Here is a 25,727-nt window from a genome sequence, read left to right as displayed (position 1 = left end):
CGGACGCGCGAGCGCGAGCGCGAGCCCGCCGCGGCGCCGGCCGAGGCCGCGACGGAGGGGATCGCCGCCCGCGACCCCGTGGTGGTGACGGGCCGGAACTGGGCGGGCGACGAATATTACTACGTCTTCCTCCTCGCCACGGCGGCGACCGAGGCCGGCAGCCTGCGCCGCGTCCAGATCCAGGCCCGCACCTACGATTTCGAGCGCTTCGACATCCGCGGCCGGGGCGAGGACGGCAACCCGGCCTGGGTGCCGTTCCAGCCCGAGGCGGAGACGGGCCGCCGGACGCGCCGCGCCCGCGGGCGCGCCGCGGCGCGGGACGGAGCGCGGGACGGGGACAACCCGAGCCCGGCGGCGGTGCTCGACGAGGCGGGCAAGCCGATCTACGGGAATTGCCCGGGCCGGGGCTTCGACACGCAGGGTCTCGTCGGCTCGATCAGCGTGGTCGATCAGACCTATCACTGGTTCTACACGGACGTGATCCCCGCCGATTGCAACGAGCCCGTTCTCAAGCGGCGCACGGCCCTCTACCTGCGCACCAGCCGCGACCTCACCGTCGACCGGGTCTGGTCGGCGCCCCGCACCGTGGCCGAGCCCCTGCCGGCGGCGAGCCTCGTGCGGGTGGCCAAGGCGAAGGGGATGGATCGCTGGGCGGTGGCCTATGCCTGCAACCGCCCCGCCAACGCCCCCGGCGGCCCGGTCTCGGATCTCTGCGTGCAGTACACGGCCGATCTCTCGATCGGAGCGCTGGCCGGGCTGACTTGGTACGCCGAGCCCGTGGCGGCGATGCGCTCGGCCGCCTATCTCGGCCTGCGCTCGGGCGGCGACGGCAGCGGCCGTTACGGCCGGACGCACCATTTCTGGATGACCGACCGCTACGGCAACCTCGACACGCCCACGAGCTTCTCCACCAAGGCGGGCTTCCTGACCTGGCTCGACCGCCTCGCCCCGCGCGAGGACGGCACGGACGCCTCGACCGTCTACGGCCGGCCGACCTACTGGGCGACGTGGTCTGTGCGGACTGTGGGGGCGCGGTAGCGGCGTGCTGCCCGAAAACGACCGAGGGGGAGCCCTCGCGAGCTCCCCCTCGGCACGTAGCTCCCGGCGCGATAGCCGGGAAGACGGACACCCTTACGGGGCCGCAGGTCCGATCAAGATAGGAAAGCGAGCCTGCCCCGTCAATGTCGGCCGGTGCGACCCACTCAGCTCCGCGGCGTCGGAAGCCACGCCAGCAGCAATCTCAGGAGAATCGTGAACTCCGGCTCCGGGAGACGCACTTTGCCGGGCTTGGCGGGAGAGAGCCGGCTGACCGCGGGTCGTCGGCTTATCGCAGATCGCCCAGGATTCGGGAGAGCCGTCGATCGTTGTCGCGAGCCGGTATGCCCACCGATTTTCAGGCTGCGGTTGCGAGCTGCAGGGAACCACGGTGACCGCCCCCGAGAGCGTGCGGTCCGTGGCGATCACGATAACCGGACGGCGCTTCCAGAATTCCGGCAGATGGGCATCGACCGGGAAATCGCACCAGTAGAAGTCGCGGACCTTTGGCGCCATCCGAAGCCTGGGCTTCACTCTCGGCGGGCGACCGGCCTCCTCTGTCGTCATGTTGACCGCACCGCGACTATTCTCCCACCGATCTAGCCCTTAACTCCTATCACTGTCTATTTTGTTCTGTCCCGCCGTCCCTGACGGACCCGTCCACACGCGGGCTTGGCACCGGCCGGCCGACCCTGTACCCCGCTCCCCCAGCACTCTCAGCGGGATGAGGACGATGCGGCTCGTCGTGGTCGGCGCCGACGGGCGCATGGGGCGGATGCTGATCCGCGCGGTGGCGGAGGCGGACGGGTGCTCCCTCGCCGGGGCGATCGAGCGCGCGGGCTCGGCCGCGCTCGGGCAGGATGCCGGCACGCTCGCCGGCCTGCCCCCCCTCGGCGTGCCCGTGACCGACGACCCGCTGCCCGTCTTCGCCGCCGCCGAGGGCGTGCTCGACTTCACCACACCCGCCGCCACCACCCACTTCGCCGAGCTCGCCGCGCAGGCGCGCATCGTGCACGTCGTCGGCACGACCGGCCTGTCGGAGGGCGACCTCGCCAAGCTCGCGGCCGCCGCCCACCACGCCCGCATCGTGCGCTCGGGCAACATGTCGCTCGGCGTCAATCTCGTGGCGAGCCTCGTGCGCAAGGTCGCCGCCGCGCTCGGCGAGGAGTTCGACATCGAGATCGTCGAGATGCACCACCGCATGAAGGTCGACGCGCCGTCCGGCACCGCCCTCCTCCTCGGCGAGGCCGCGGCCGAGGGGCGCGGCGTCCGCCTGCCCGACGTCCGGGTCTCGACCCGCGACGGACAGACGGGCGCGCGGCGCCCCGGCGACATCGGCTTCGCGACCCTGCGGGGCGGCACCGTCGTCGGCGACCACAGCGTCACCTTCGCGGGGCCGGGCGAGCGGATCACGCTCAGCCACCACGCGGAGGACCGGGGCATCTTCGCCCGCGGCGCCGTGAAGGCGGCGCTCTGGGCCTTTCCGCAGAGGCCCGGGCTCTACAGCATGACAGACGTCCTCGGCCTGTAACCGAGCCCAAGCTTCAGCCCTCCCGCCCCCTCTGCTAGAGCGCGGTCGAGACGCCCCGACCGAACCGCACAAGGAACCGTCCCGATGGACCGCCTGCTCGTCCTCGCTCGCCACGGTCAGAGCGAGTGGAACCTGAAGAAGCTGTTCACCGGCTGGCGCGACCCGGACCTGACCGAGCTCGGCATCGAGGAGGCCCGCAAGGCCGGGCGCTGGCTGCGCGACCAGGGCTACGGCTTCGACGTCGCCTTCACCTCGAACCTGAAGCGGGCGCAGCGCACCTGCTCCCTGATGCTCGGCGAGATGGATCTCTCCGACATCGAGGTGGTCCGCTCCCAGGCCCTCAACGAGCGGGATTACGGCGACCTGTCCGGCCTCAACAAGGACGACGCCCGCGACCGCTGGGGCGACGAGCAGGTGCACAAGTGGCGCCGCTCCTATGACGTGCCGCCCCCCGGCGGCGAGAGCCTCAAGGACACCGCCGCGCGCGTCCTGCCCTACTACATCGAGACGATCCTGCCCCGCGTGATGGCGGGCGACCGGGTGCTGGTGGCCGCCCACGGCAATTCGCTGCGCGCCCTCGTCATGGTCCTCGACCGGATGACGCCCGCCACCATCGCGGGGCTCGAGATCGCCACCGGCATCCCCCTCGTCTACCGCCTCAAGGCCGACACCACGGTCCTGATGAAGACCGTGCTGGAGCGCGACATCGATCAGGATTGAGGCGGGCGGGGCGCGCCGCGCGCAGGGTTCGCGGGGTGGCTCGGGGGCGACGGCGCGCAGATCGTTGCCGATCCCTCCCAAGTTTTCATTGCCAAAGAATTTGGAATGACTTTAAACGGCTGAGTGGAATGTGCGGCCGAGCTTCGGCCTCCGAGGGTGTCCGGCGGGTATGACGAGCGGCTTGCGAGGGACCAGAGGGACCAGCAGGCAGGAGGGCGCGGACGACATCCCCCGTCTCGACCGGGACGGTCTCTCGGCCGCCCTGCGCGACCACCTCTCCCTGCCGCTGCGCGATTATTTCCAGCTCACGGAGCAGGAGCCGCTCACCCCCCGCCTCGCGGGCCTCGTGACGCGCTTCGAGGCGGCGCTGGCCGCGCGCGGGGCTGCGGTCGCGAGCGGCTTCCGCGACGACCTGATCCGGTCGTTGCCGGCCCTGCGCACCTTCGCGCTCTCCCTCTGCGGCAATGTCAGCCGGGTCGACGACCTCGTTCAGGAGACGATGATCAAGGCCTGGGCGAACCAGGATCGCTTCCGGCCCGGCACCAACTTCACGGCGTGGCTGTTCACCATCCTGCGCAACCAGTTCTACACCGAGTTGCGGCGGGCCAAGCGCGAGGTCGAGGACGCGGACGGCACCCATGCCGGCCAGCTCACCGCGCCGGCCGACCAGGAGGACGCCTCGACGCTCCGGGCCGTCTGGGAGAGGATCGCGGCCCTGCCCCTGCCGCAGCGCCAGGCCCTGATCCTCGTGGGCGCCGAGGGCTGCACCTACGAGGAGGCGGCCGCACGGCTCGGCTGCCAGGTCGGAACCGTGAAGAGCCGGGTCAGCCGGGCCCGGGCCACCCTCTCGGGCGCGCTCGGGGCGCGCGTCGACGGCGCCGTGCCGGCCTGAGCTCTCAGCCCGGCTCCGGCTCGCGCGCGTGCGCCTGTCCCTCCGCGCCGGCCGGGCAGTCGGGAAAGGGCTGCCAGTCGGTGAAGGCGTCCTGCGGGTAGCTGTGCTCGCAGGAGGCGACCCGCCAGGGCCGCGCATCGCCGAAGCGGCGCGGATCCCAGCGGATCACCGCGCGCCGGTCCGGATCGTGCCGGTCGATCGCGATGATCCACCGGCCATCCCGAGGGGCCCTGTCCATGGGCCGCCAGCTCATCATCCTGCGCTCCCCTGCCTACCCCTGCCGACGGACGATGGGAACGCGCGGAGGGCGGAAACCGTTCGGTCCCCTCCCGCGCGACGAGGTCCTCGCGAGGGCAGGCCCCTGTCGCGGGCCATCGTCGGGCCGGGCTGTCCGGCCCCGCTTTCCCGCGCCCGGCGCCGGCCCGGCCCGGCCCGCAGGGGGGTGGGCCGACAGGAGAGACGGATGCGACCATTCTCGTCTGCGCCGAGCCGCGCGCGGGGCAGGGATGCCGGGCCCGATCGCCCGGACGATGGCCCGTCGCGCCCGTCGAGGGGCCGCCGGTGACGGGCGGGGTCGCGCTCGCGCCGGGGCTGATCCACCATCCGGGGCATCTCGACGCGGCGGCGCAGGCCGAGCTCGGGCGCGAACTCGCGGGCGGGCTTGCATGCGCCCCGTTCTATACGCCCCGCATGCCGCGCACGGGACGCCCCTTCTCGGTGCGGATGAGCAATCGCGGCCCGCTCGGCTGGGTCTCGGACGCGGACGGCTACCGCTACCAGCTCCGGCACCCGGAGACGGGCGCGCCCTGGCCTGAGATCCCGGCCGTCGCACGGGCGGCCTGGGAGCGGCTCGCCGCCGACGCGCCGCCGCCCGAGGCCTGCCTCGTCAACCTCTACGCCCCCGGCGCGCGGATGGGCCTGCACCAGGACCGGGACGAGGAGGATCTCGACGCCCCCGTCCTGTCCCTCTCCCTCGGGGCCCCGGCCCTGTTCCGCTACGGCGGCACGAGGCGGGGCGACCCGACACGGTCCGTCCGGCTCGAACCGGGCGACGCCCTGGTGATCGGCGGTCCCTCCCGCCTCGCCTTCCACGGGATCGACCGCATCCTCGCCGAGGCGGCGGACCTCCTCGCGGAGCCGGCGGCGCCGCGCCCGGACTTCCTGCCGCCGGGCTGGCGCTGCAACCTGACCCTGCGCCGCGTGACGCGGCTGGGAGGGACTCCCGCGGCTTGACACCGGCGCCACGGGCGCCGACGCATCGCATCCGGAGGAGACGCGCCCGGGCAGCGGCGCCGGTCCCCGAATCCTCGGACGAACCGGGGCGAGAAGCGGAGAATCCTGTTCGATGCGGCTGCGTCACGCCACCTCTCTCCCTGCGCGCCCGATCGCAGGTGTCCTCGCCCTCGGCCTCGCCGCCCTCCTGTGCGGGCCGGCGCTGGCCGAGCCGATCTTCCCCTCGGGCTCCCGCTTCGGCTTCGAGCCGCCCTCCGACATGGCGCCCTCGCGCCGCTTCTCCGGCTTCGAGCGCAAGGAGGGGGGCGCCACGGTCTCGGTGGTCGAGTTGCCGGCGGCGGCCTTCGGGGATCTCGAGAAGAACTTCACCGACGAGAACCTGAAGAGCCAGGGCTTCGTGGTGCAGAAGCGCGAGGCGCTGAAGGTCGCGGGCGGGGCCGACGCGGTGCTCTTCACGGGCGAGCAGCCGCCGGAGGGCGGCGCGGTGGGTCCCGCGGTTCAGAAATGGCTTCTCCTCGTCGGCGACCCGACCGTCACCGGCATCATCATCGCCCAGGCGCTGCCCGGCGCCGAGACCGAGGAGACCATGCGCGGCATGGTGACGGGGGTGACGATCCGGCCCGCGCTCAGCCTCGACCAGCAGGTCGAGTCCCTGCCCTTCCGCATCGCGAACCCGGCCGGCTTCCGGCCCGTGCGGGTGCTCGGCGGCAATTCGGTGCTGCTGACGCAGGGCCCGAAGGACCAGATGGTCAGCCTGGAGCAGCCGATCCTGGTTCTGGCCCAGGCCGTGCAGCCGCCGCCGGCTCCCGAGCAGCGCGACGGCTTCGCCCGCGCCGCCCTCTACGCCAACCAGACCATGAAGGATTTCGTGATCGAGCGCTCGCAGAGCTACCGGCAGAACGGCGTCGACTGGCACGAGATCGTGGCCCGGGCCACCGACCTGCCGACCAACGTCCCCGTCGTCGTCTCGCAGACGATCCGCTTCGCGCCGGACGGCTACCTGCGCGCGGTCGGCGTCGTGCGCGAGGACCAGCGCGAGGGCACGCTGGCGAAGTTCCGCGAGGTCGTCGACAGCGTGCAGGTCAAGTAGGGCACGGCCCGCCTCAGGCGGCGATGCGCCCCTCCAGGGGGAAGACCTTGGCGGGGTTCATCAGCCAGGCCGGGTCGAACACGTTCTTGACCCGCATCTGCTGCTCCAGGTCGGCCTGGTTGTACTGGAAGCGCATCAGCTCCCGCTTCTCGATGCCGACCCCGTGCTCGCCGGTGAGGCAGCCGCCGACCTCGACGCAGAGCTTCAGGATCTCGTCGCCCGCGGCTTCCGCCTTCTGCAGCTCGCCCGGCTTGTTGATGTCGAACAGGATCAGCGGGTGCAGGTTGCCGTCGCCGGCGTGGAACACGTTGGCGACGCGCAGGCCGTGGCCGGCGCAGATCGCGCCGATGCGCTCCAGCACCTCGCCGAGGCGCCCGGTCGGGATGGTGCCGTCCATGCAGACGTAGTCCGAGATGCGGCCCGTGGCGCCGAAGGCGGATTTGCGCCCCTTCCAGATCGCGGCGCTCTCCGCCTCCGAGCGGGACACCTTGAGGCTCGTCGGCCGGAAGCCCTGCGCGATCGCCGCGATGCGGCCGAGCATGTCGTCGATCTCGGCGTCCGAGCCCTCGACCTCGATGATCAGCATCGCCTCGGCGTCGCGCGGGTAGCCGGCCTGCGCGAAATCCTCGGTGATCAGGATCGCCTCGCGGTCCATGTACTCGATCGCCACGGGGATGATCCCGGCCGCGATGATCGCCGCGACGCAATTGCCCGCATCCTCCACCGAGGAGAAGCCGACGAGGACGGGCCGCGCGCCCTCCGCGGCCCGCAGGATGCGCACCGTCGCCTCGGTGACGATGCCGAGCTGCCCCTCCGAGCCGCAGATCAGCCCGAGCAGGTCGTAGCCGCCGCTGTCGAGGTGCGGGCCGCCGATCTCGACCACCGTGCCGTCGTTCATCACAAGGGTGACGCCCAGCAGGTTGTTGGTGGTCACGCCGTATTTCAGGCAATGCGCGCCGCCCGAATTCATGGCGATGTTGCCCGCGATGGTGCAGGCGAGCTGGCTCGACGGGTCGGGGGCGTAGAAGAAGCCCTCGTGGCTGACCGCCCCCGAGATCGCGAGGTTGGTGATGCCCGACTGCACCCGCGCGGTGCGGTTGGCGAAATCGAGGTCGAGGACGCGGGTCATCTTGCCGACGCCGAGGATGACCGCATCCTCCTGCGCGATGGCGCCGCCGGCGAGCGAGGTGCCGGCGCCGCGGGGCACCACGCGCACGCCGTTGGCGTGGCAATAGGCCATCACCGCGGAGACCTCCTCGGTGGTCGAGGGCAGGATCACGGCGAGCGGCATCTTGCGGTAGGCCGTCAGCCCGTCCGTCTCGAAGGCGCGGCGCTCGTCCTCGCTGGTGATCAGCGCCTCCGCCGCCACGAGGGGGCGCAGCCCCTCGATGATCGCCTCGCGGCGCGCGACGATCTCCGGATCGGGGGCGGGGAAGGCGATCGACATGGCGTTCTCCCAGAGTGACCGGCCGGCGGGTCGCCCGGCCTTCAGCGCGCGCTCAGGTTCGTGCGCCCAAGATCCTGCGCGAGGTCCCGTTCGGGCCTCCGCACCGTTCTAGACGAAACCCGGGCGGTGCGCATCCGGAACCGTTTTGCGGCAGGAGGGCTTCCTTTCGTCGCGGATGCCCTAGATGCCGGCCTAGCGTCGCAGTCTCGATCTGTTCTAAACGTCAAGCTCGGCTATAAGCCTCGGCGGTCTCCAACGACCGTCACCACGGAGGAAAAAAGATGCGTCACCTCATCCTCGGCGCCGCCCTCGCGCTGATGCTGCCCCTCTCCGCCCAGGCGCAGGACGCCGGCGACGCGGCGGCCGGCGAGAAGGCCTTCGCGCCCTGCAAGGCCTGCCACGCCTTCGGCAAGAACGGCGTCGGGCCCGACCTGAAGGGCGTCGTCGGCCGCAAGGCGGGCACGCACGAGGGCTACAATTACTCCGCCGCCCTGAAGGGCTCGGGCCTGACCTGGGACGAGGCGAACCTCAAGGAGTGGCTGAAGGACCCGAAGGCCAAGGTGCCGGGCAACAAGATGGTCTACCCGGGCCTGAAGGACGACAAGAAGCTCAGCGACCTGATCGCCTACCTCAAGACCCAGTCGTAAGACCCGCGCGGCACGTCCGCGCGAACGAGGCCGCCTTCGCGACGCGAGGGCGGCCTTTTTCTCGACCCGTTCCGAGCTGCCGGGATGTCGCCGGCGAAGCCCGCGGTCAGGCGGCGTTGGCGCTCGCCGCCGCCAGCTTCTCGGCGCCGGTCTCCTCGTGCAGGCCCGTGCGCAGGGTGACCAGATGGTCGAGGAGGGCCTGGCGCGCCTCGAGATCGAGCCCGGTCATGCCGCCCGCCTGGTCGGGGATGCAGGCGAGCCGCTCCTGCAGGCTCCGCCCCTTCGGCGTGAGGAAGATGCTGACCTGACGCTCGTCGGCGCGGTCGCGGGCGCGGCGGACATGCCCCGAGGCCTCGAGCCGCTTCAGCAGCGGCGTCAGCGTGCCGGAATCGAGGAACAGGCGCGTGCCGATCTCCTTCACCGTCAGCCCTTCCTCCTCCCAGAGGACGAGCAGGACGAGATATTGCGGATAGGTGAGGTCGTGCTCGCTCAGGAGCGCGCGGTAGGCGCGGCCGAAGGCGTGCGCCGCAGCGTAGACGGCGAAGCAGAGCTGGTTGTTCAAGCGCTGGGCGTCGCTCGACGCCTCGGCGCTCCGTTGCGTCGACGGCGCGCCTCGCGGCCCTGCCCCGCGCGGGACTTCTCGGCCCGGCATTGGCGTCACTCCCCTCGCCGCGCCGTCGCGCGGAAAAAACTCACGATCCCCAACATCCTAGCCACATTGCATCATGTGCACAATCAAGGCACCGGCCCCAACTAGGTTGCGCGCAATCGAATAATATGCGAGACCCGGCATCAGATCGCGCGCAATCGATGTTCGGCATGCGATGCCGGACGCATCGCAAAATCCGGCCCTCTGCGAAGGGGCGCCATATCAAAGATCAATCGATGTCGCGTTTCCGCACCCCTCCCGGTGCGGTATCGATCCCCGTCGAAGGAGAGACCCATGCAAGCCCTGTATACCGCTCATGCGCACGCCACCGGTGGCCGCGAAGGCTCCGCCGCCACCGACGACGACCGCCTGTCGGTGGGACTCGCGACCCCGAAGGAACTCGGCGGCGGCGGCGGTGCCGGCACCAACCCGGAGCAGCTCTTCGCCGCGGGCTACGCCGCCTGCTTCCTCGGCGCCATCAAGTTCGTGGCCGCGCAGGACAAGGTGACGATCTCCGACGACGCCAAGGTCGAGTCGACCGTGGGCATCGGCAAGCGCGACGACGGCACCGGCTTCGGCCTGACCGTGACGCTGAAGGCCACCCTGCCCGGCATCGACCCGGACAAGGCGCAGGATCTCGTGAAGCGGGCCGACGTGGTCTGCCCCTACTCGCACGCCACCCGCGGCAATATCCGCGTCGACGTCTCGGCGGCCTGATCGGGCCGGCGCCGCACGAGGCAGAGGGCGACCCGGTAGGTGACTCGGGCGCCCTCCGCATCGAAGCGGCGCAGCACGCGGCGCAGGGCGCCCGCGGGCAGGGGCCGCCCGCCCCGCGGCGTGCCGGCCCCGATCGCCCGGAGCGCGGCGAGGAAGGCGCGCCCGTTCGGGTGCGCCTCCAGGAACGGCTCCTCCTCGACGCTCAGCGTGCAGCCGGGGGGCGCCAGCGCCCGCAGGGCCTGCAGGGTCGGGTAGGCGGGCGTGGCGGGCGCGTAGCCCAGGGCCGCGTGGGCCCGCCCCCATTCCCCGAACGTGCCGTCGGCGAGCGTCGCGAGGGCGAGCCAGCCGCCCGGGGCGAGGAGCCCGCTGAGCGTCGAGACCGCGCCGGGCAGATCCTCGAACCATTGCGCGGCGAGGCTGGAGGCGATCAGGTCGAAGCGGGGACCGGGGGCGAGGCTCGGACGCTCGCCGTCCATCACGAGATAGCGCAGATCCGCGCCCTCCGGCGCCCGCGCCTTCGCCCGCGCGACCATGCCGGGGGCGATGTCGGTGGCGAGAAGCGCGCGGGGTGCGAGCCGGTCCCGCAGGGCCTGCGTCAGCAGGCCGGTGCCGCAGCCGATCTCCAGCACGCGGGGGTGGGGCGCCAGCGGCAGGCCGGCGATCCGTTCCGCGAGGTGCCCGGCGACCCGCGCCTGAACCTCGGCGGCCCGGTCGTAGCCTTCGGCGCCGTCGAAGGCGCGCGCGACGGCCTGCTTCCATGACGACATCGGCGGGTTTCGGGACGGTTCGAGCGCGGGAGCCGACCGCTTAGCGCGGGGTGGAGTCGCGCTCAACCCGGCGCGGTCCGGGAGAGGTCCGGACCGCGCCGCGTCACGCCTCCGCCGGCCTCTCGTTCGCCTCGTCCATCAGCGGGTGCAGGTCGCGCACCATGCCCTTCAGGCGCTCGTCGAGGACGTGCGTGTAGATCTGAGTCGTCGAGATGTCGGCGTGGCCGAGCAGTTCCTGCACGATGCGCAGGTCCGCCCCGTTCTGCAGGAGATGGCTCGCGAAGGCGTGGCGCAGGACGTGGGGGCTGACGTGGTCGGCGCGCAGGCCGGCCGCGCCCGCCACGGCCTTCAGGTCGCGGGCAAAGGCTTGCCGCGTGAGGTGCCCGCTCTCGCTGTCGGAGGGGAACAGCCAGGTCTGGTCGGAGGGGCTCGCGGGGAGGTGCTCGCGCATGGCGGCCCGCGCCATCTCGGTGAGCGGCACCAAGCGCTCGCGGCCGCCCTTGCCCTTGACCACGAGGAAGCGCTCGCGCGTCGAGGCGGCCGTGCGCGGCAGCGCGATCAGCTCCGAGACGCGCAGGCCCGTGGCGTAGAGAAGCTCGATCAGGCACAGCATCCGCCACGCCCGGGCGCGCTCCCCGGGGGAGGCGTCGGGGATGCTCGCCTGCGCGCGCGCCGCGGCGAGCAGGCGGTCGACCTCGGCGACCGAGAGCACCTTCGGCAGGGCGCGTCCGCGGCGCGGGCCGGAGACGGGCGCGCTCGGGTCCCCCTCGGCCATGCCCTCCGCGTAGAGGAACTTGTGGAAGCCGCGGATGCAGGAGAGGCGCCGGGCGGCCGACGAGCTCTTCAGCCCCCGCGTCTCCAGCCCCGCCATGTAGGCCCGCAGGGTCCCCGCCTCGGCCTCCGCCGGCTCGACCCCCTCCTCGGAGAGGAAGTCGAGATAATCGTCGAGGTCGCGCCGGTAGGCGTCGAGGGTGTTGCGTGCCGCGCCCCGCTCGGCGGCCAGCATGTCGAGATAGGCGGCGATCTCGGGGGCCGGCCCGGGCCGCCGCTCGGGCTGACCTTTCGCCGGTCCGTCGGCCGCGCGCCCCCGCGTCACCGGTTGCCCGGCTGGAGCTTCGCGGCGGGGATCGGCACGCTCATCTCCCGCGGGGTCGGCTCGACGAAGGTCGCCAGGGCGAACATGCCGGCGAAGACGAGGCCGGCCAGGATCGCCAGGGTGGCGATGAAACGGAACAGGGTCGGCACGTCGGGCGAACCTCGGGCGGGAGCGGGTGTTGCACTGCGGCGTCAAGGGGTTCCATCACGCGGGCCGGCCGCTGGCAAGGCCCGCGAAGCCACAGCCGGGGTCTCGCTGCGTGCGGCCGGGCTCTCGCGCGCGCATTGCGCGCCCGGCTCGGATGCGGGCATGTCGGCTGTTTCACGCCCGCGGCAAAACGCGGTAAGACCCCCGGATCCCGTGCAGACTGGTCCATGCGTAGATCCGAGCCATGACAGAGCCTGAACCGGCAGGCGAACCGATCGAAGTGCGTCTGCGCCGCGCCCTCGGGCCGCGGTCGATCGTGCTCGTCGGTCTGATGGGCGCGGGCAAGAGCACGGTCGGCCGGCGCCTCGCCAGCCGCCTCGGCATGATCTTCAAGGACGCCGACAACGAGATCGAGGCCGCCGCCGGGCTCACCATCCCCGACATCTTCGCGATCTACGGGGAGCCGAGCTTCCGCGAGGGCGAGGAGCGGGTGATCTCGCGGCTGATCCGCGAGGGCCCGATGGTGCTCGCCACGGGCGGGGGCGCCTTCATGCGCGATTCGACCCGCGCGCGGATCGCCGAGGGCGGCATCTCGGTCTGGCTCAAGGCCGATCTCGACGTGCTGATGCGGCGGGTGCGCAAGCGCGGCAACCGGCCTCTCCTGCAGACGGAGGATCCGGAGGAGACCATGCGCCAGCTCATGGAGGCGCGCCACCCCGTCTACGGCGGAGCCGACGTGATGGTGCTCTCCCGCGACGTGTCCCACGACCGGGTGGTGCAGGACGTGCTCGAAGCCCTCGACACCCACCTCACCGGCCCCACCAACCGAGGCGTCGCCGCCCAGTGACCGAGACCCTGACCGAGACTGTGACCGAGACCGGGGCCGAGGCCATCCGGCAGCCCCTCACCGTTCACGTCCCCCTCGACGGGGGGCGCGACTACGACATCCTGATCGGGCGGGGGCTGCTCGCGGGCGCGGGCGCCCGCGTGGCGGCGCTCGGCGCGCGGGCGGCCGTCATCGTGACCGACGAGACGGTGGCCGGCCTCTACGGCGACCGGGTGCGCGCGAGCCTCGAGGCGGCGGGCCTGCGCTCCGGCGTGATCGCGGTGGCGCCGGGCGAGGCCTCGAAATCCTACGCGACCTACGCGGCCGTCTCGGACGGGCTCCTCGCCCACAGGGTCGAGCGCAACGACCTCGTCGTGGCCCTCGGCGGCGGCGTGGTGGGCGACCTCGCCGGGTTCGCCGCCGCGACGCTCCGGCGGGGCGTGCGCTTCGTACAGGCCCCGACGACCCTGCTCGCGCAGGTCGATTCCTCGGTCGGCGGCAAGACCGGCATCAATTCGCCCCTCGGCAAGAACCTGATCGGCGCCTTCCACCAGCCCCGCCTCGTGCTCGCCGACACCGCCGCCCTCGATACGCTCACCGAGCGCGAGATGCGGGCGGGCTACGCGGAGGTGGCGAAATACGGCCTCATCGGGGATGCGGGCTTCTTCGCGTGGTGCGAGGCGAACTGGCGCGGCATCTTCGCGGGCGAGGCCCAGCGCGACGAGGCGGTGGCGATCTGCTGCCGCGCCAAGGCCGGCGTGGTGGTCCGCGACGAGCGCGAGGACGGGGAGCGGGCCTTGCTCAACCTCGGCCACACGTTCGGCCACGCCCTGGAGCGCCTGACGGGCTACGATTCCGGGCGCCTCGTCCACGGGGAGGGCGTGGCGATCGGCCTCGCGCTCGCCTTCCGCTTCTCGGCCCGGCTCGGCCTCTGCCCCGGCCAGGAGGCGGGGCGCGTCGCCAACCACTTGGCGCTCGCCGGCCTGCCGACCCGCCTGCAGCAGGTGCCGGGCGGCTGCGGCGGCGCGGAGGCGATCCTCGACGCCATGGCCCAGGACAAGAAGGTCCGCGACGGGGCCCTGACCTTCATCCTCGCCCGCGGGATCGGGCAGAGCTTCATCGCGCCGGGCATCGACCGGGCGGAGGTGCGCGCCTTCCTCGACGACGAATTGCGGGCGGAGTGAGGGACGGGGCCGCCTCCGGCCCCTCCCCGCTCAGCGCGACTCCTTAACCCTCCGGCGCCTAACATCCCGCATCACGGGCGCCGCGACGGGTTCAGCCAGATGAGCGTATCGACGGTCGGTGGAGCGCCGCGGGGCGAGCTCTCGGCGCTCCTGACGAGCGATGCCCGGCTCCGCGCCTTCGCCCGGCGCGCCGCCCTCGCCCTCGTGCCGCTGACCCTCCTCATCGCCTTCGGGCTCCTCGGCACCGGGCCGGTGCCGGGGCGGAACTGGCTCGGGGACCTCCTCGGCTACGACTTCTCGCAGGTCTGGCTCGCCGGGCGCGGGGCGCTGGAGGGGCGGGCGGCGGGTGCCTACGACCTCAACGCCCATCTCGCCGCGCAGGCCGCCGCCTTCGGCCCCGACGCGGACCGCTTCGCGTGGCACTACCCGCCCGTCTTCCTGCTGCCGGCAGCCCTCCTCGGCCTCCTGCCCTACGGCGCCGCCTTCCCGCTCTGGATGCTCGTCACCCTCGGCCTGTTCGCCCTCGCCCTCCGGCAGGCGACGGGCAGCCGCGACGGCGTGCTGATCGCCTGCGCCCACCCCCTCGTCCTGTGCAACCTCGCCTACGGGCAGAACGGGCTCCTCACCGCCGGCCTCCTGACGCTCGGCGCGCTCCTCGTCGACCGGCGGCCCGTGCTGGCGGGCCTCCTCCTCGCCTGCGTCGCCTACAAGCCGCAGCTCGCCGCCCTCGCCCCCGCCCTCCTGCTCGTCACCGGCCGCTGGCGGGCGCTCGCCGCCTGCCTCGCCGGCGTCGCGGGGCTGTGCGCCCTCTCCTGCCTCGCCTTCGGCCTCGCGCCCTGGCAGGCCTTCCTCGCCACCCTCGCCGAGACGAACCGCATCGCCCTGCGGGAGGCGTGGTCCGGGCTCGACATCAACGCCAGCGCCTTCGGCGCGGTGCGCCTCCTCGGCGGCTCGCTCGCCTCGGCCTGGGCCGGGCAGGTCGCCGTGGCCCTCCTGGCGGTCGGCACGGCGTGGCGGGTCTGGGCGGGCGGGGCGCCCCTGACCCTGCGGGCGGCGGCGCTGCTCGCCGCGGCCCCCCTCGTCTCGCCCTACGTCCCCCTCTACGACCTCGCGCCGCTGGTGCCCGCGAGCGCGCTCCTCGCGATCGAGGCGCATCGCCGCGGCGGCCTCACCGGGGCCGAGCGGGCGCTCCTGATCGCCTCCCCGCTCGCCGCGGCCGCGCTCCGCCCGGTCGCCGGCGCGACCGGCCTCTCCCTCGGCCTCGCCCTCGCCCTCGCCACCCTCGCCCTCGTCGCGGCCCGGGCGCTGCCGCGGCGCGTGCCCGGCCCGGTCCCGTCGGGCGCCGGGGCCCGCTAGGGGGCGTCGGGCCGGGCCGCGCCGGACCGGGAACCACTTCGGCGTGAAAATGCTCTAAGAGGGGCGCTCGCACGCGGCTTCCTCGGCACACCGGCCGCGCGGCGACGTTACGGGTCCGATGGAATCCCACACCGACCTCTGGCTCGCCGCGAGCATCGTGGCGATCTCGCTCCTGCTCTCGGCCTTCTTCGCGGGCGCCGAGACCGCCTTCACCGCGGCCTCGCGAGCCCGGATGCTCTCGCTCGAGACCTCGGGCGACCCGCGCGCCGCCATCGTCAACCGGATCCTGGCGATCCGGGAGCGCTTCATCGGCTCCATGCTGATCGGCTACAACATCGTGGCGATCGGGGCCTCGGCCTTCACCACGAGCGTGCTCACCGCGATCTTCGGCAAGAGCGGCGTGCTCTACGCCACCGCCGGCATGTCGGTGCTCGTCATCGTCTTCGCGGAGGTGCTGCCGAAGACGCTCGCCATCTCGAAGCCGGACCAGGCGGCGCTGCTGACGGCGCGGCCCGTCGCTTTCACGGTGGCGCTCCTCGGCCCCCTCGCGATCGCCATCGAGAACCTCGTGCGGCTGATGCTGCGCCCCTTCGGCATCACCATCGGGGAGCACCAGTCGATCCTCTCCGCCACCGAGGAGATCCGGGGGCAGGTGGCGCTGCTGCACCGGGAGGGGGGCGTCGCCAAGGCCGAGCGCGACATGCTGGGCGGCCTCCTCGACCTCTCCGACCTCACGGTCTCGGAGGTGATGGTCCACCGCACCAAGATGCGCACGATCAACGCGGACCTGCCGTCCGAGGAGATCGTGCGCGAGGTGCTGTCCTCGCCCTACACCCGGATGCCGCTCTGGCGCGGGACCTCGGAGAATATCGTCGGCGTGCTCCACGCCAAGGACCTGCTGCGCGCCCTCGACGCGGCCGGCGGCGACGCGTCCGGCCTCAAGGTCGAGGCGCTGGCCCTCGAGACGTGGTTCGTGCCCGGCACCACCTCGCTGCGCGACCAGCTCAAGGCCTTTCTCACCAAGAAGACCCACTTCGCCCTCGTCGTGGACGAGTACGGCGAGGTGATGGGCCTCGTGACCCTGGAGGACATCCTGGAGGAGATCGTCGGCGACATCGCCGACGAGCACGACGTGACGGTCTCCGGCGTGCGCCCGCAGGGCGACGGCTCCGTGAACGCGGACGGCTCGGTCCCGATCCGCGACCTCAACCGGGCGATGGACTGGAACCTGCCCGACGAGGAGGCCACGACCATCGCCGGCCTCGTGATCCACGAGGCCCGGGCGATCCCCGACCAGGGCACCGCCTTCAACTTCCACGGCTTCCGCTTCCAGGTCCTGCGCAAGGCCAAGAACCGCATCACCACCCTGCGCATCACGCCGCTCGCGCCCGCCCCGTCCGCGCGGCGGGCGGACAGGCCGGAAACCTGAATTCGCCACCGCGCGTCGATGCCCGGGGGCCACAGGTCCGGCTCTATCCGCGCGCCTCGACCTGTGCCGCTCCAGTATTCGACCCTGAAGTGTTGAGACCGCACGATGCACCGAATAGGTTGCATTTGCGGCCCTGCCTTTACGATCCCGACAGCATGGGCCGTCTATCGACTCTACCGGCAGCGATGCCCGGGCGAGCCGGGCCGTTACCGGAACGGATCGATGCGCCTCGACACCCCGACCCTGCTGCTCGTGACGGTGATCGTCACCTTCGTGGTCGGCACGCTGTTCCTGCTGTCCTGGAGCCAGGACCGGACGGCCCGCCCGCTCGCGATCTGGGGCGTCGCGCACGTGACGGGCGCGGCGGCCTCGGGCCTCCTCGCGCTTCGCGGCGTCATTCCCGACGCGGCCTCGATCGGCCTCGCCAACACGCTGATGATCGGGGCCTACGGCCTGATCTGGAGCGGCGTGCGCGCCTTCGAGGGCAGGCCCCTCCGCCTCGATCTCGCCCTGGCCGGCGGCGCCCTCTGGGGCGCCCTCTGCTTCGTGCCCGACTTCTACGCCTCTCTCGCGGCCCGGGTGATCCTGGCCTCGGCCATCGCCGGCGGGTTCTGCGCCGCCGGGGCCTACGAGATCTGGCGCGGGCGGGCCGAGGCCCTGGTCTCGCGCTATCCGGCGATGGTCCTGCTCGGAGCCTACGCCCTCGTCTACGTCATGCGGATCCCGCTGGCCCTGCTCACCCCCCTGCCGACGAACCAGGACGTGATGCAGTCGGCCTGGCTCGCGATCCTCTGCTTCGTCGGCATGCTGTTCACGGTCGCGATCGCCTTCACCTTCATGGCGCTGACTAAGGAGCGGGTCGAGCGGGTGCAGCGGCAGGCGGCCGAGACCGACCCGCTGACCGGCATCGCGAGCCGCCGGGCCCTGGTGGCGGGCGCGCAGGCGCTGCTCGCCGGTTCCGACCGGCCGGTCACCCTGCTCCTGTTCGACCTCGACCACTTCAAGAGCATCAACGACGCCCACGGCCACATGGTCGGCGACGGGGTCCTGGTGGGCTTCTGCTGCCTCGTGCAGGCCCTGCTGCCGCCGGGCGCCCTGTTCGGCCGGATGGGCGGGGAGGAATTCGCCTGCGTGCTGCCGGACCGCGACGTCGAGAGCGCGCTCCGCCACGCCTCGCAGATCCGGGCGGCGGTGGCCCGGCTCTCCGTGCCGAGCCTGCCGGGGCTCGCGGTCAGCGTGAGCATCGGGGCGGCGGAGAGCGCGGTGATCGGGCGCGAGCTCGACGCCCTCCTGCGCCACGCCGACGCCGCCCTCTACCGCGCCAAGCGCAACGGCCGGAACCGGATCGAGGTCTCGGCAGCCCTCCGGGCGGCCTGATCAGATCTCGATCTCGGTGCCGACCTCGATCACCTGCCGCGTCGGCACGCAGAAGAAGGCGCCCGTGCGCTCCCCGTTGCGCTGCATGAAGGCGAAGAGCTTCTCCCGCCAGTGCGACATGCCGCGCCGGTCGTTCTTCGGGATCACCGTCTCGTGGCCGATGAAGACGGTGACGTCCTCGACGAAGCCCGGCGGCAGCAGGCCGTGCCCGACGGCGCAGGCGAGCCCTTCCGGAATCGAGGCGTCCTGCATGAACCCGTAGCGCAGGATGATCCGGTAGAAGTCGGGGGCGATCTGCGAGACCTCCGCCCGCTCGCTCTCGGGCACGGTCGGCGTCTCCTCGTAGAGGGCGGTGATGATGAGCAGGCGCTCGGCCAGCGCGTGGCTGCGCTCCAGGAAGCGCGAGAGGGGCAGCGGGATGCCGTGGGTGGCCGCCGAGAGGTAGGCCGCCGCGCAGGGAAGCCGCACCGGCGGGTCCCGCCGCAGGCGCTCCAGGAACTCCGCCTCCGGCATGCGCAGGGACGCGCGGGTCTCCTCGATGATCGCCGTGCCCTTCCGCCAGGTCAGCATCATCATCGCGACGAGGCCGGCCAGCACGAGGGGAAACCAGCCCCCCTCGAACAGCTTCACGCTGTTGGCGCCGAGGAAGACGAGATCGATGACGAGGAAGAAGCCGTTGAGGGCCACGACCGCGACGGGGTTGTAGCCCCATTTGAGCGCGATCAAGGCGGCGAGCAGCGTCGTGATCGCCATCAGCATCGAGACCGCGATGCCGTAGGCGCCCGCGAGCGCGTCGGAGGAGCCGAACACGACGACGGCGGTGAGCGTCGCGATGGCGAGGAGCCCGTTCACGGCGGGCACGTAGATCTGGCCGCGCTCGTCGGAGGCGGTCTGGACGATGCGCATGGTCGGCAGGAAGCCGAGCTGGATCGCCTGCTGGGTCAGGGAGAACACCCCCGAGATGATGGCCTGCGAGGCGATCACGGTGGCGAGCGTCGCCAGCGCGATCAGGGGATAATGCGCCCAGTCCGGCGCGAGCGCGTAGAACGGGTTCTCGATCGCGGCGGGCTCGGCGAGGAGGACTGCGCCCTGGCCGAAATAGTTGATCACGAGGGCCGGCAGCACGAGGGCGAACCACGCGAGGCGGATGGCGCGCGCGCCGAAATGGCCGAGATCGGCATACATCGCCTCGCCGCCCGTCACCGCCAGGAAGGCCGCGCCGAGCATGGCGAAGCTGACATGCCAGCCGGCATGCGTCAGGAAGTCGACCGCCTCGAAGGGATTGAGCGCCCGCAGGATCTCCGGCCGGTGCAGGATGCCGCCGATGCCCAGAAGCGCCAGCACGGCGAACCAGACCAGCATCACGGGGCCGAAGATGCGCCCGATGAAGGCGACGCCCTTGCTCTGGACGAGGAACAGCCCGACCAGGATCGCCAGCGTGATCGGAACCACGAACCGGTGGAGGGCGGGGGCGTCGACCTTGAGGCCCTCGACCGCCGAGAGGACCGAGATGGCCGGCGTGATGGCCCCGTCCCCGTAGAGGAGGGCCGCGCCGACGAGGCCGACGACGAGGAGGAGCGCCTGCCAGGATCCGGGCTTGGCGTGGCGGGCCCCGAGCAGCGCCAGCATGGCGACGATGCCGCCCTCGCCCCGGTTGTCGGCCCGCAGGATCAGGACCGCGTACTTGATCGAGACGATCAGGATCAGCGCCCACAGGATCAGGGAGACGGCGCCGATCACGGCTGCGGGCTCGGCCGTGCCCGTGCCGTGGCTCGCCGCCCGCACCGCCTCCTTGAAGGCGTAGAGGGGGCTCGTGCCGATGTCGCCGTAGACGATGCCGAGGGCGCCGAGCAGGATGGCCGGCCGGACGGCCCCGCCGCGCTGCCCCTCCGCTCCCATCCCGATGGCGGTCTCATGGGTTGCGAGCTGGCTCACGGGGGCGACTCCGACCTCCGGCCGCGCCGATCCGGGCCCGGCCGTGTTCCGCGAAGGTAGAAGGCGGCGGGCGCTCGTCCAGGGCCGGTGCGGGGCGCGAGCCGGGAATCACGCGCTCGTGTCGGCCCGCCCCGGCCGCCCCGGTCAAGCGGCGGCGAGGAGCGCGAGCGCCTCGGGGCATTCCGCTCCGCGGCGCAGGCAGAAGACGGGCGCGCCGATCCGGCTTCCGATCGCCTCGGCGACGGTCTCGGGGGGCGTCGGCGCGCCCGCGCTCTCGCTCACCGCGACGGCGACCAGGGGGCAGTCATGCGCCCGCAGGGTCTCGACCGCCGTCAGCGCGTGGCTGATCGCGCCGAGATAGCTGCCGGAGACGAGGAGGGCGGGCAGGCGCAGGGCCTTGAGCCAGTCGAGGCCGGTCTCGGCCCCGGTGATCGGGCTCATCAGCCCGCCGACGCCCTCGATCACGACGGTGGTGCCGGGCTCCGCGGCCGCGATCTGCGCCTCGCACCATCGCACCAGATCGGGGAGCGCGAGGCTGCGGCCCTCGCGGGCGGCGGCGAGATCGGGCGCGAGGGCCGCCGCGAAGCGCCAGGGCGAGCAGGCGGCGACCGTCTCGGGGCCCACCGGCAGGCCCTGCGCGGCGAGCAGCCGGGCGGTGTCGCTCTCGGCGAAATCCGGGTGGCCGAGGGGCGGGACGCCGCTGGCCAGGGGTTTCAGGGTGCGGACCGGGCGGCCCATCGCCCGCAGGGCCTGCGTCAGCGCCGCGGTGACGTAGGTCTTGCCGATCTCGGTCCCGGCGCCGGCGACGAACAGGGCCCGCATCGAGGCCGTCTACTTCTCGACGAAGGCCTTCTCGATGACGAAGTGGCCGGCCTCGCCGTGGTTGCCCTCCTCGTAGCCGCCATCGGCCAGGAGCTGGCGCGTGTCGCGGATCATCTCCGGGCTGCCGCACAGCATGAACCGGTCCGCCTCCTTGCTCATCACCGGCAGGCCCACATCCGCAAACAGCTTGCCCGAGGTCATCAGGTCCGTGATCCGGCCCCGGTTGCGGAACGGCTCGCGCGTCACCGTCGGGTAATAGACCAGCTGCTGGCTGATCATCTCGCCCAGGAACTCGTGGCGGGGCAGGTCCTGCGTGATCGTCTCGCCGTAGGCGAGCTCCTGCACCTGCCGGCAGCCATGCACCAGCACCACCTTCTCGAAGCGGTCGTAGGTCTCCGGGTCCTTGATGATCGACAGGAACGGCGCGAGCCCCGTGCCGGTGCCGAGCAGGTAGAGGTGACGGCCCGGCAGCAGGTTGTCGAGCACGAGCGTCCCGGTCGGCTTCTTGCCGACCATGATCGGGTCGCCGACCTTGAGGTGCTGGAGCTTCGAGGTCAGCGGGCCGTTCGGCACCTTGATGGAGAAGAACTCCAGCTCCTCCTCGTAATTGGCCGAAACCACCGAGTAGGCGCGCAGCAGCGGCCTGCCCTCGACCTCGATGCCGATCATGGTGAATTCGCCGTTGCGGAAGCGGAACGAGGGGTCGCGGGTGGTGCGGAAGGAGAACAGCGTGTCCGTCCAGTGGTGCACCGAGAGCACCCGCTCCTCGTTGTATTTGCTCATCGGGACAGGTGACTCCGAATCTCGCGGACTTTTGGCGCGTCTTCTCGCATGTGCAGCACGCCCGTCAAGGCATGGCAGCAGCGCATGCGGGGGATGGTTCTACTGTCTAGAACGGCTCTGAATTCTTGACGGCCCCAGGGGGCGCCGTCTCACAGCGGCTTCAGCCCCGCCTCGATCTCGGCCCGGCGCGGCTCCAGGAAGGGCGGCAGGGCGAGGCGCTCGCCCAAGGCTTCCAGGGGTTCGTCGGCGGTGAAGCCGGGCCCCTCGGTGGCGATCTCGAACAGGATGCCGTTCGGCTCGCGGAAGTAGAGGCTGCGGAAGTAGTAGCGGTCCACCGGCCCGCTGGAGGGCATCCGCCGCGTCTTCAGCCGGTCCGCCCAGGCCGCGTAATCCGCGTCGGGGATGCTGAAGGCGACGTGGTGCACGGCGCCCGCGCCCTGGCGCGCCGGGGCCGAGGCGTCCTGCATCACCTGGAGTTCGGCGCCGGCGCCCCCCTCCCCCATCGCGTAGACCCGCACCTCCCCCTCGGGCAGCTCGAAGGTCCGGTCGTGGCGCATCCCGAGCACCTCGGTGAGCACCGCCTCGGTCCGCCCGGCCTCGGCGACCGCGAGGCGCACGGGGCCGAGCCCGCGGATCTGGTGGGGGGCGGGCACGGGGCTGCCGCTCCAGGGATGGGCCGGGCCGGCACCGCCGTCGTCGACGAGGCTGAGGCGCTGGCCCTCGCCGTCCTCGAAGTCGAGGGTCAGGCGGCCGTCCCGCTCGACCGGGAGGGCGTGGTCGATGCCCTCGCGGGCGAGGTGCTCGCGCCACCACGCGATCGCCTCGGGGCCGGAGACCCGCAGGCCGGTGCGCACGATGCTGTTGGCGCCGCGCCGCTCGGGGGGCGCCGGCCAGTCGAAGAAGGTGATGTCGGTGCCGGGTGCGGCGACCCCGTCGGCGTAGAACAGGTGATAGGCCGAGAGATCGTCCTGGTTCACCGTCTTCTTGACGAGGCGCAGGCCGAGGATCCGGGTGTAGAAGGCGAGGTTGTCCGCCGCCCGGGCCGTGATCGCGGTGAGGTGGTGAAGTCCGGTGAGGTGCATCGGGAGCCTGTCCGCTGGCGTCCGGGACCCCTGAGATGGCGACGGCGCGCCCGGTTGCCAGCCCTGTTGCCAGCCCTGGGCCGGCGCGCCGCGGCCGGTCTCAGAAATCCGTCGGCCGGCCGGCGGCGACGACGAGCATGCGCCCGTCCGCGAAGGTGCGGCCCGCGGCGCGCCGGATGTCGGCCTGCGTCACCGACGCCACCATGTCGTTGCGGCGCGCGATGTAGTCCATGCCGAGCCCCTCGAAGGCGATCTGCACGATCTGGTGCGCGATCTTGGTCGAGGTGTCGAATCCGAGCGCGTAGGAGCCCGTGAGATAGTCCTTCGCCTTCTGCAGCTCCTCGTCGGAGGGGCCTTCGGTGATCAAGCGGCCGATCTCGTCGCCGATCACGGCGAGCGCCTCGCCGACGCGCTCGTTCTTGGTGGCGGTGTAGCCCCAGGTCATCGCCGCCGAGCGGTGGCTGACGAGGGAGGTGCCGACCGAGTAGGCGAGGCCGCGCTTCTCGCGCACCTCCTGGAACAGGCGGGAGGTGAAGGCGCCCCCGCCCAGGATGTGGTTCAGCACGTAGGCCGGGATGAAGTCCGGGTCGCGCCAGGGGACGCCCGCCATGCCGAAGCGGATCACCGATTGCGGCACGTCGAGATCGACGACCACGCGCCGGCCGAGATCCTGCACGGTGGTGCGCGGCACGGCGCGCAGCGGGCCCGCCTCCGGCAGGGCGCCGAAGGATCGGTTGAGCGCGTCGGCCAAAGCCGCCGCGTCGATGGCGCCGACGGCCGCGACCTTCACGGCGCCCCGCCCGATCACCTGCGCGTGCAGGGCGAGGAGGTCGTCGCGGGTGATGGCCGAGATGCTCTCGATCGTGCCCGAGGAGGGCCGGCCGTAGGGGTGCCCGGCGAAGGCCTCCTTGAAGAAGCGCCGCGAGGCCAGCACGCCCGGATCGTTCTGCTGGTAGCGCAGGCCGGCGATGGTCTGCGCGCGCACGCGCTCGATCGCGTCCGGGTCGAGCCGGGGCTTGGTCAGGGCCAGCGCGAGAAGGTCGATCGCCTCGTCGGTGTGCTTGACGAGGGTCTTCAGCGAGCCGCCGACCGCGTCGGGCCCGGCATGGAACGAGAGCTCGACGGCGCGCGCCGCGAGGCGCTCCTGGAAGGCGTCGGAGGTGAGGTCGCCCGCGCCCTCGTCGAGGAGGCGCGCCAGCATCTGGGCACAGCCGGCCTTGCCGTCCGGGTCCTGCGCGGCGCCGCCCTCGAAGGTGAAGGCCAGCGCCACCATCGGCACCACCGGCGACTCGACGTGCCACGCCTCGACCCCGCCGACGGTGGCGACGGATTTCGCCTGGGTGGGCGAGGCCGCGGTGCGGGTGGGAGTCTCGGCCAAGTTCATGGGAACCTCGTTGTTCTTGTGCGGGGGCGGCGCCTGATCCGGCCGCGCCCCGAGATGTCGGCAGCGGCGCCCTCAGGCAGCCGCGACGGAGACCGGCGCGTCCGGGTCGCGGGACTTGACGAGGTAGCCGGTCACGGAGCGGGCGGGCACGAGGTAGCGCTCGGCCACCGCCGCGAGGCGCTCCTTCGTCACGCCCTCGATGTCGACGGGCCAGCGGCGCACCTCCTCGATCGTCTCGCCGATGGCGAGCGCCGAGCCGTAGATGCGGGCGAGGGAGGATTGGCTGTCCGAGGAGTAGACGGTCTCGGCCACGAGCCGGGTCTTGGCCCGCTCGATCGCCTCGGGCTCCAGCGCCTCGGCCGGCGCGCGGCGCAGGACCTTGTCCACCGCCGCCTCCAGCGTCTCCAGGCTGACGCCCTCGGCGGGCACCGCGTAGACGGAGAAGCGGGTGTCGTCGATCGCCGAGCCCATGTACCAGGCGCCCGCGTTCACCGCGATGCCGGTCTCCAGGACGAGCTTGCGGTAGAGGTAGGAGGTGGCGCCCCCGCCGAGCACCTCGGCGAGGAGTTCGAGCGCATGGCACTCGCCGTCGCGGGCCGTGATGCAGGAGGGCGTCAGGTAGAGCCGCTGCAGGGTCGGCTGCTCGACCTTCGGATCGGCGACGCTGAGGCGGCGGAGCGCCTTCGGCTCCGGCTCGCGGGCCCGGATGCGCTTCGGCCGGGCGCCCTGGGGCGTGACGCGGCCGTAGGTGCCGTCGGCGAGCCGGCGCACCTCGTCGGGCGTGACGTCGCCCGCGACGACGAGGATCGCGTTCTCCGGCGTGTAGAAGCGCTTGTAATAGTCGAGGGCGTGGTGGCGGTTCAGCTCCTCGATCTCGTGCATCCAGCCGATGATCGGGATGCCGTAGGGGTGGTGGACGAAGAGGGAGGCCGCCATCGCCTCGGAGAGCTGGGCGGAGGGGTCGGTCTCGACCCGCATGCGCCGCTCCTCCAGCACCACGTCGCGCTCGGGCGCGACCACGGCATCGTCGAGGACGAGGCCGGTCATCCGGTCCGCCTCGAATTCCATCATGGTCTTGAGGTGGTCGCGGGCGACGCGCTGGAAATAGGCGGTGTAGTCGTAGCTCGTGAAGGCGTTCTCCTGGCCGCCGAGCCCCGAGACCGCCTTGGAGAAGGCGCCGACCGGATGCGTCTCGGTGCCCTTGAACATCAGGTGCTCGAGGAAGTGGGCGATGCCGGACTGGCCGAGCGGATCGTCCGCCGAGCCGTTGCGGTACCAGATCATGTGGGTGACGACGGGCGCGCGGTGGTCGGGCACGACCACGACGTCGAGGCCGTTGTCGAGGCTGAACGACGAGACCTCAGGGCCGCCGGCCTCCGAGCGCCCGAACGGCGCGGCCTCGAGTCGCCCGGCATGGGCGAGCAGGGGGGCCTCGGCGCGGCTCGGCCGGCGCAGGAGTCCGGCGGGCTTGGGCTTCCGGAAGAGGTGCATCCTGATGTCCTTTGCGGCCCGTCCCGCGGGCCGTCCGGTTCTGGCTCACGCCCTGGCGCCGATCTCGGTCAGCCGGCAGCCGGGCAA

At 72.4% G+C, this 25,727-nt stretch carries 26 protein-coding genes; 13 read left to right on the top strand and 13 right to left on the bottom strand.

Features of this window, described 5'->3' with window-relative positions:
- A partial coding sequence (locus E1J50_RS27175) for a hypothetical protein (protein WP_165937809.1) occupies positions 1-1,038 on the top strand: 1,038 nt, incomplete at its 5' end.
- Positions 1,039-1,131: 93 nt separating this feature from the next.
- Here the strand turns inward: E1J50_RS27175 and E1J50_RS28505 are convergent.
- Positions 1,132-1,551, bottom strand: coding sequence for a type II toxin-antitoxin system PemK/MazF family toxin (locus E1J50_RS28505; protein ID WP_207919164.1), 420 nt, complete (start codon positions 1,549-1,551; stop codon positions 1,132-1,134).
- Between the two features lie 217 nt (positions 1,552-1,768).
- On the opposite strand from E1J50_RS28505, the gene dapB reads away from it, so the two are divergent.
- The 3 genes from dapB (at position 1,769) to E1J50_RS07260 (ending at position 4,178) form a co-directional block, all read left to right on the top strand.
- Positions 1,769-2,566: a 4-hydroxy-tetrahydrodipicolinate reductase gene (dapB, locus tag E1J50_RS07270; RefSeq protein WP_132251933.1), complete on the top strand. Its 798-nt coding sequence runs from the start codon at positions 1,769-1,771 to the stop codon at positions 2,564-2,566.
- An 84-nt stretch (positions 2,567-2,650) separates the two neighbouring features.
- On the top strand, positions 2,651-3,286 hold the full coding sequence (locus E1J50_RS07265; RefSeq protein WP_132251931.1) for a 2,3-bisphosphoglycerate-dependent phosphoglycerate mutase: 636 nt from the start codon (positions 2,651-2,653) through the stop codon (positions 3,284-3,286).
- A gap of 169 nt (positions 3,287-3,455) precedes the next feature.
- Positions 3,456-4,178 carry a sigma-70 family RNA polymerase sigma factor gene (locus E1J50_RS07260; RefSeq protein WP_132251929.1) on the top strand — a complete coding sequence of 241 codons (723 nt, stop codon included), beginning with the start codon at positions 3,456-3,458 and terminating at the stop codon, positions 4,176-4,178.
- A gap of 4 nt (positions 4,179-4,182) precedes the next feature.
- Here the strand turns inward: E1J50_RS07260 and E1J50_RS07255 are convergent, their stop codons facing one another.
- On the bottom strand, positions 4,183-4,416 hold the full coding sequence (locus E1J50_RS07255; protein WP_245516466.1) for a hypothetical protein: 234 nt from the start codon (positions 4,414-4,416) through the stop codon (positions 4,183-4,185).
- Positions 4,417-4,739: 323 nt separating this feature from the next.
- On the opposite strand from E1J50_RS07255, the gene E1J50_RS07250 reads away from it, so the two are divergent.
- Both E1J50_RS07250 and E1J50_RS07245 read left to right on the top strand, forming a co-directional pair.
- Positions 4,740-5,411: an alpha-ketoglutarate-dependent dioxygenase AlkB gene (locus E1J50_RS07250; protein WP_132251925.1), complete on the top strand. Its 672-nt coding sequence runs from the start codon at positions 4,740-4,742 to the stop codon at positions 5,409-5,411.
- Between the two features lie 112 nt (positions 5,412-5,523).
- On the top strand, positions 5,524-6,501 hold the full coding sequence (locus E1J50_RS07245; RefSeq protein WP_165937808.1) for a hypothetical protein: 978 nt from the start codon (positions 5,524-5,526) through the stop codon (positions 6,499-6,501).
- Between the two features lie 13 nt (positions 6,502-6,514).
- Here the strand turns inward: E1J50_RS07245 and E1J50_RS07240 are convergent, their stop codons facing one another.
- Positions 6,515-7,948: an FAD-linked oxidase C-terminal domain-containing protein gene (locus E1J50_RS07240; RefSeq protein ID WP_132251923.1), complete on the bottom strand. Its 1,434-nt coding sequence runs from the start codon at positions 7,946-7,948 to the stop codon at positions 6,515-6,517.
- A gap of 281 nt (positions 7,949-8,229) precedes the next feature.
- On the opposite strand from E1J50_RS07240, the gene E1J50_RS07235 reads away from it, so the two are divergent.
- Positions 8,230-8,595, top strand: a complete 366-nt coding sequence (locus E1J50_RS07235) for a c-type cytochrome (protein ID WP_132251920.1) — start codon at positions 8,230-8,232, stop codon at positions 8,593-8,595.
- Between the two features lie 106 nt (positions 8,596-8,701).
- Here the strand turns inward: E1J50_RS07235 and E1J50_RS07230 are convergent, their stop codons facing one another.
- On the bottom strand, positions 8,702-9,247 hold the full coding sequence (locus tag E1J50_RS07230; RefSeq protein ID WP_132251918.1) for a MarR family winged helix-turn-helix transcriptional regulator: 546 nt from the start codon (positions 9,245-9,247) through the stop codon (positions 8,702-8,704).
- Positions 9,248-9,538: 291 nt separating this feature from the next.
- Here E1J50_RS07230 and E1J50_RS07225 point away from each other — a divergent pair, with 291 nt between their 5' ends.
- On the top strand, positions 9,539-9,961 hold the full coding sequence (locus tag E1J50_RS07225) for an organic hydroperoxide resistance protein (RefSeq protein ID WP_132251916.1): 423 nt from the start codon (positions 9,539-9,541) through the stop codon (positions 9,959-9,961).
- On the opposite strand, the gene E1J50_RS07220 is transcribed toward E1J50_RS07225, so the two are convergent.
- The 3 genes from E1J50_RS07220 to E1J50_RS07210 form a co-directional block, all read right to left on the bottom strand.
- Positions 9,910-10,728, bottom strand: a complete 819-nt coding sequence (locus E1J50_RS07220) for a methyltransferase domain-containing protein (RefSeq protein ID WP_132251914.1) — start codon at positions 10,726-10,728, stop codon at positions 9,910-9,912. The two genes, E1J50_RS07225 and E1J50_RS07220, sit on opposite strands and share 52 nt — an antisense overlap.
- A 103-nt stretch (positions 10,729-10,831) precedes the next feature.
- Positions 10,832-11,752 (bottom strand): site-specific tyrosine recombinase XerD, encoded by a 921-nt coding sequence (locus tag E1J50_RS07215; protein ID WP_281024550.1) that lies wholly within the window; start codon positions 11,750-11,752, stop codon positions 10,832-10,834.
- 68 nt (positions 11,753-11,820) lie between these two features.
- Positions 11,821-11,973 (bottom strand): histidine kinase, encoded by a 153-nt coding sequence (locus E1J50_RS07210; RefSeq protein ID WP_132251912.1) that lies wholly within the window; start codon positions 11,971-11,973, stop codon positions 11,821-11,823.
- Between the two features lie 242 nt (positions 11,974-12,215).
- On the opposite strand from E1J50_RS07210, the gene E1J50_RS07205 reads away from it, so the two are divergent.
- The 5 genes from E1J50_RS07205 to E1J50_RS07185 all read left to right on the top strand — a co-directional run bounded on the left by E1J50_RS07205 (position 12,216) and on the right by E1J50_RS07185 (position 18,143).
- Entirely contained in the window at positions 12,216-12,818 is a 603-nt protein-coding gene (locus E1J50_RS07205) for a shikimate kinase (RefSeq protein WP_132251910.1), read from the top strand.
- Positions 12,815-13,981, top strand: a complete 1,167-nt coding sequence (gene aroB / locus E1J50_RS07200) for a 3-dehydroquinate synthase (RefSeq protein WP_425374916.1) — start codon at positions 12,815-12,817, stop codon at positions 13,979-13,981. The genes E1J50_RS07205 and aroB overlap by 4 nt, the downstream gene beginning before the upstream one ends.
- 99 nt (positions 13,982-14,080) lie before the next feature.
- Positions 14,081-15,337 (top strand): glycosyltransferase family 87 protein, encoded by a 1,257-nt coding sequence (locus tag E1J50_RS07195; protein ID WP_132251908.1) that lies wholly within the window; start codon positions 14,081-14,083, stop codon positions 15,335-15,337.
- A gap of 118 nt (positions 15,338-15,455) precedes the next feature.
- A complete protein-coding gene (locus E1J50_RS07190) occupies positions 15,456-16,766 on the top strand; it encodes an HlyC/CorC family transporter (RefSeq protein WP_132251904.1) in 1,311 nt (436 codons plus the stop codon).
- Positions 16,767-16,988: 222 nt separating this feature from the next.
- The gene (locus E1J50_RS07185; RefSeq protein ID WP_132251901.1) at positions 16,989-18,143 is read left to right on the top strand and encodes a GGDEF domain-containing protein; all 1,155 of its coding nucleotides are present in this window, start codon (positions 16,989-16,991) and stop codon (positions 18,141-18,143) included.
- Here the strand turns inward: E1J50_RS07185 and E1J50_RS07180 are convergent, their stop codons facing one another.
- The 6 genes from E1J50_RS07180 to E1J50_RS07155 form a co-directional block, all read right to left on the bottom strand.
- Positions 18,144-20,042 carry a potassium transporter Kup gene (locus E1J50_RS07180; protein WP_132251944.1) on the bottom strand — a complete coding sequence of 633 codons (1,899 nt, stop codon included), beginning with the start codon at positions 20,040-20,042 and terminating at the stop codon, positions 18,144-18,146.
- A gap of 180 nt (positions 20,043-20,222) precedes the next feature.
- Positions 20,223-20,900, bottom strand: a complete 678-nt coding sequence (bioD, locus tag E1J50_RS07175; protein ID WP_132251899.1) for a dethiobiotin synthase — start codon at positions 20,898-20,900, stop codon at positions 20,223-20,225.
- A 9-nt stretch (positions 20,901-20,909) separates the two neighbouring features.
- Entirely contained in the window at positions 20,910-21,683 is a 774-nt protein-coding gene (locus E1J50_RS07170; protein WP_132251897.1) for a ferredoxin--NADP reductase, read from the bottom strand.
- A 149-nt stretch (positions 21,684-21,832) separates the two neighbouring features.
- A complete protein-coding gene (locus E1J50_RS07165; protein ID WP_132251895.1) occupies positions 21,833-22,765 on the bottom strand; it encodes a ring-cleaving dioxygenase in 933 nt (310 codons plus the stop codon).
- A gap of 100 nt (positions 22,766-22,865) precedes the next feature.
- Complete coding sequence (locus tag E1J50_RS07160; RefSeq protein WP_132251893.1) at positions 22,866-24,149, bottom strand: M16 family metallopeptidase; 1,284 nt, start codon at positions 24,147-24,149, stop codon at positions 22,866-22,868.
- 72 nt (positions 24,150-24,221) lie between these two features.
- Positions 24,222-25,640, bottom strand: coding sequence for a M16 family metallopeptidase (locus E1J50_RS07155; RefSeq protein WP_245516464.1), 1,419 nt, complete (start codon positions 25,638-25,640; stop codon positions 24,222-24,224).
- Between the last annotated feature and the right edge of the window lie 87 nt (positions 25,641-25,727).

Origin of the sequence: Methylobacterium segetis (genome assembly GCF_004348265.1) — a bacterium.
GTDB lineage: Bacteria > Pseudomonadota > Alphaproteobacteria > Rhizobiales > Beijerinckiaceae > Methylobacterium > Methylobacterium segetis.
The sequence above is the reverse complement of the archived record's forward strand: the minus strand, read 5'-3'. Positions and strand labels throughout refer to the sequence as shown.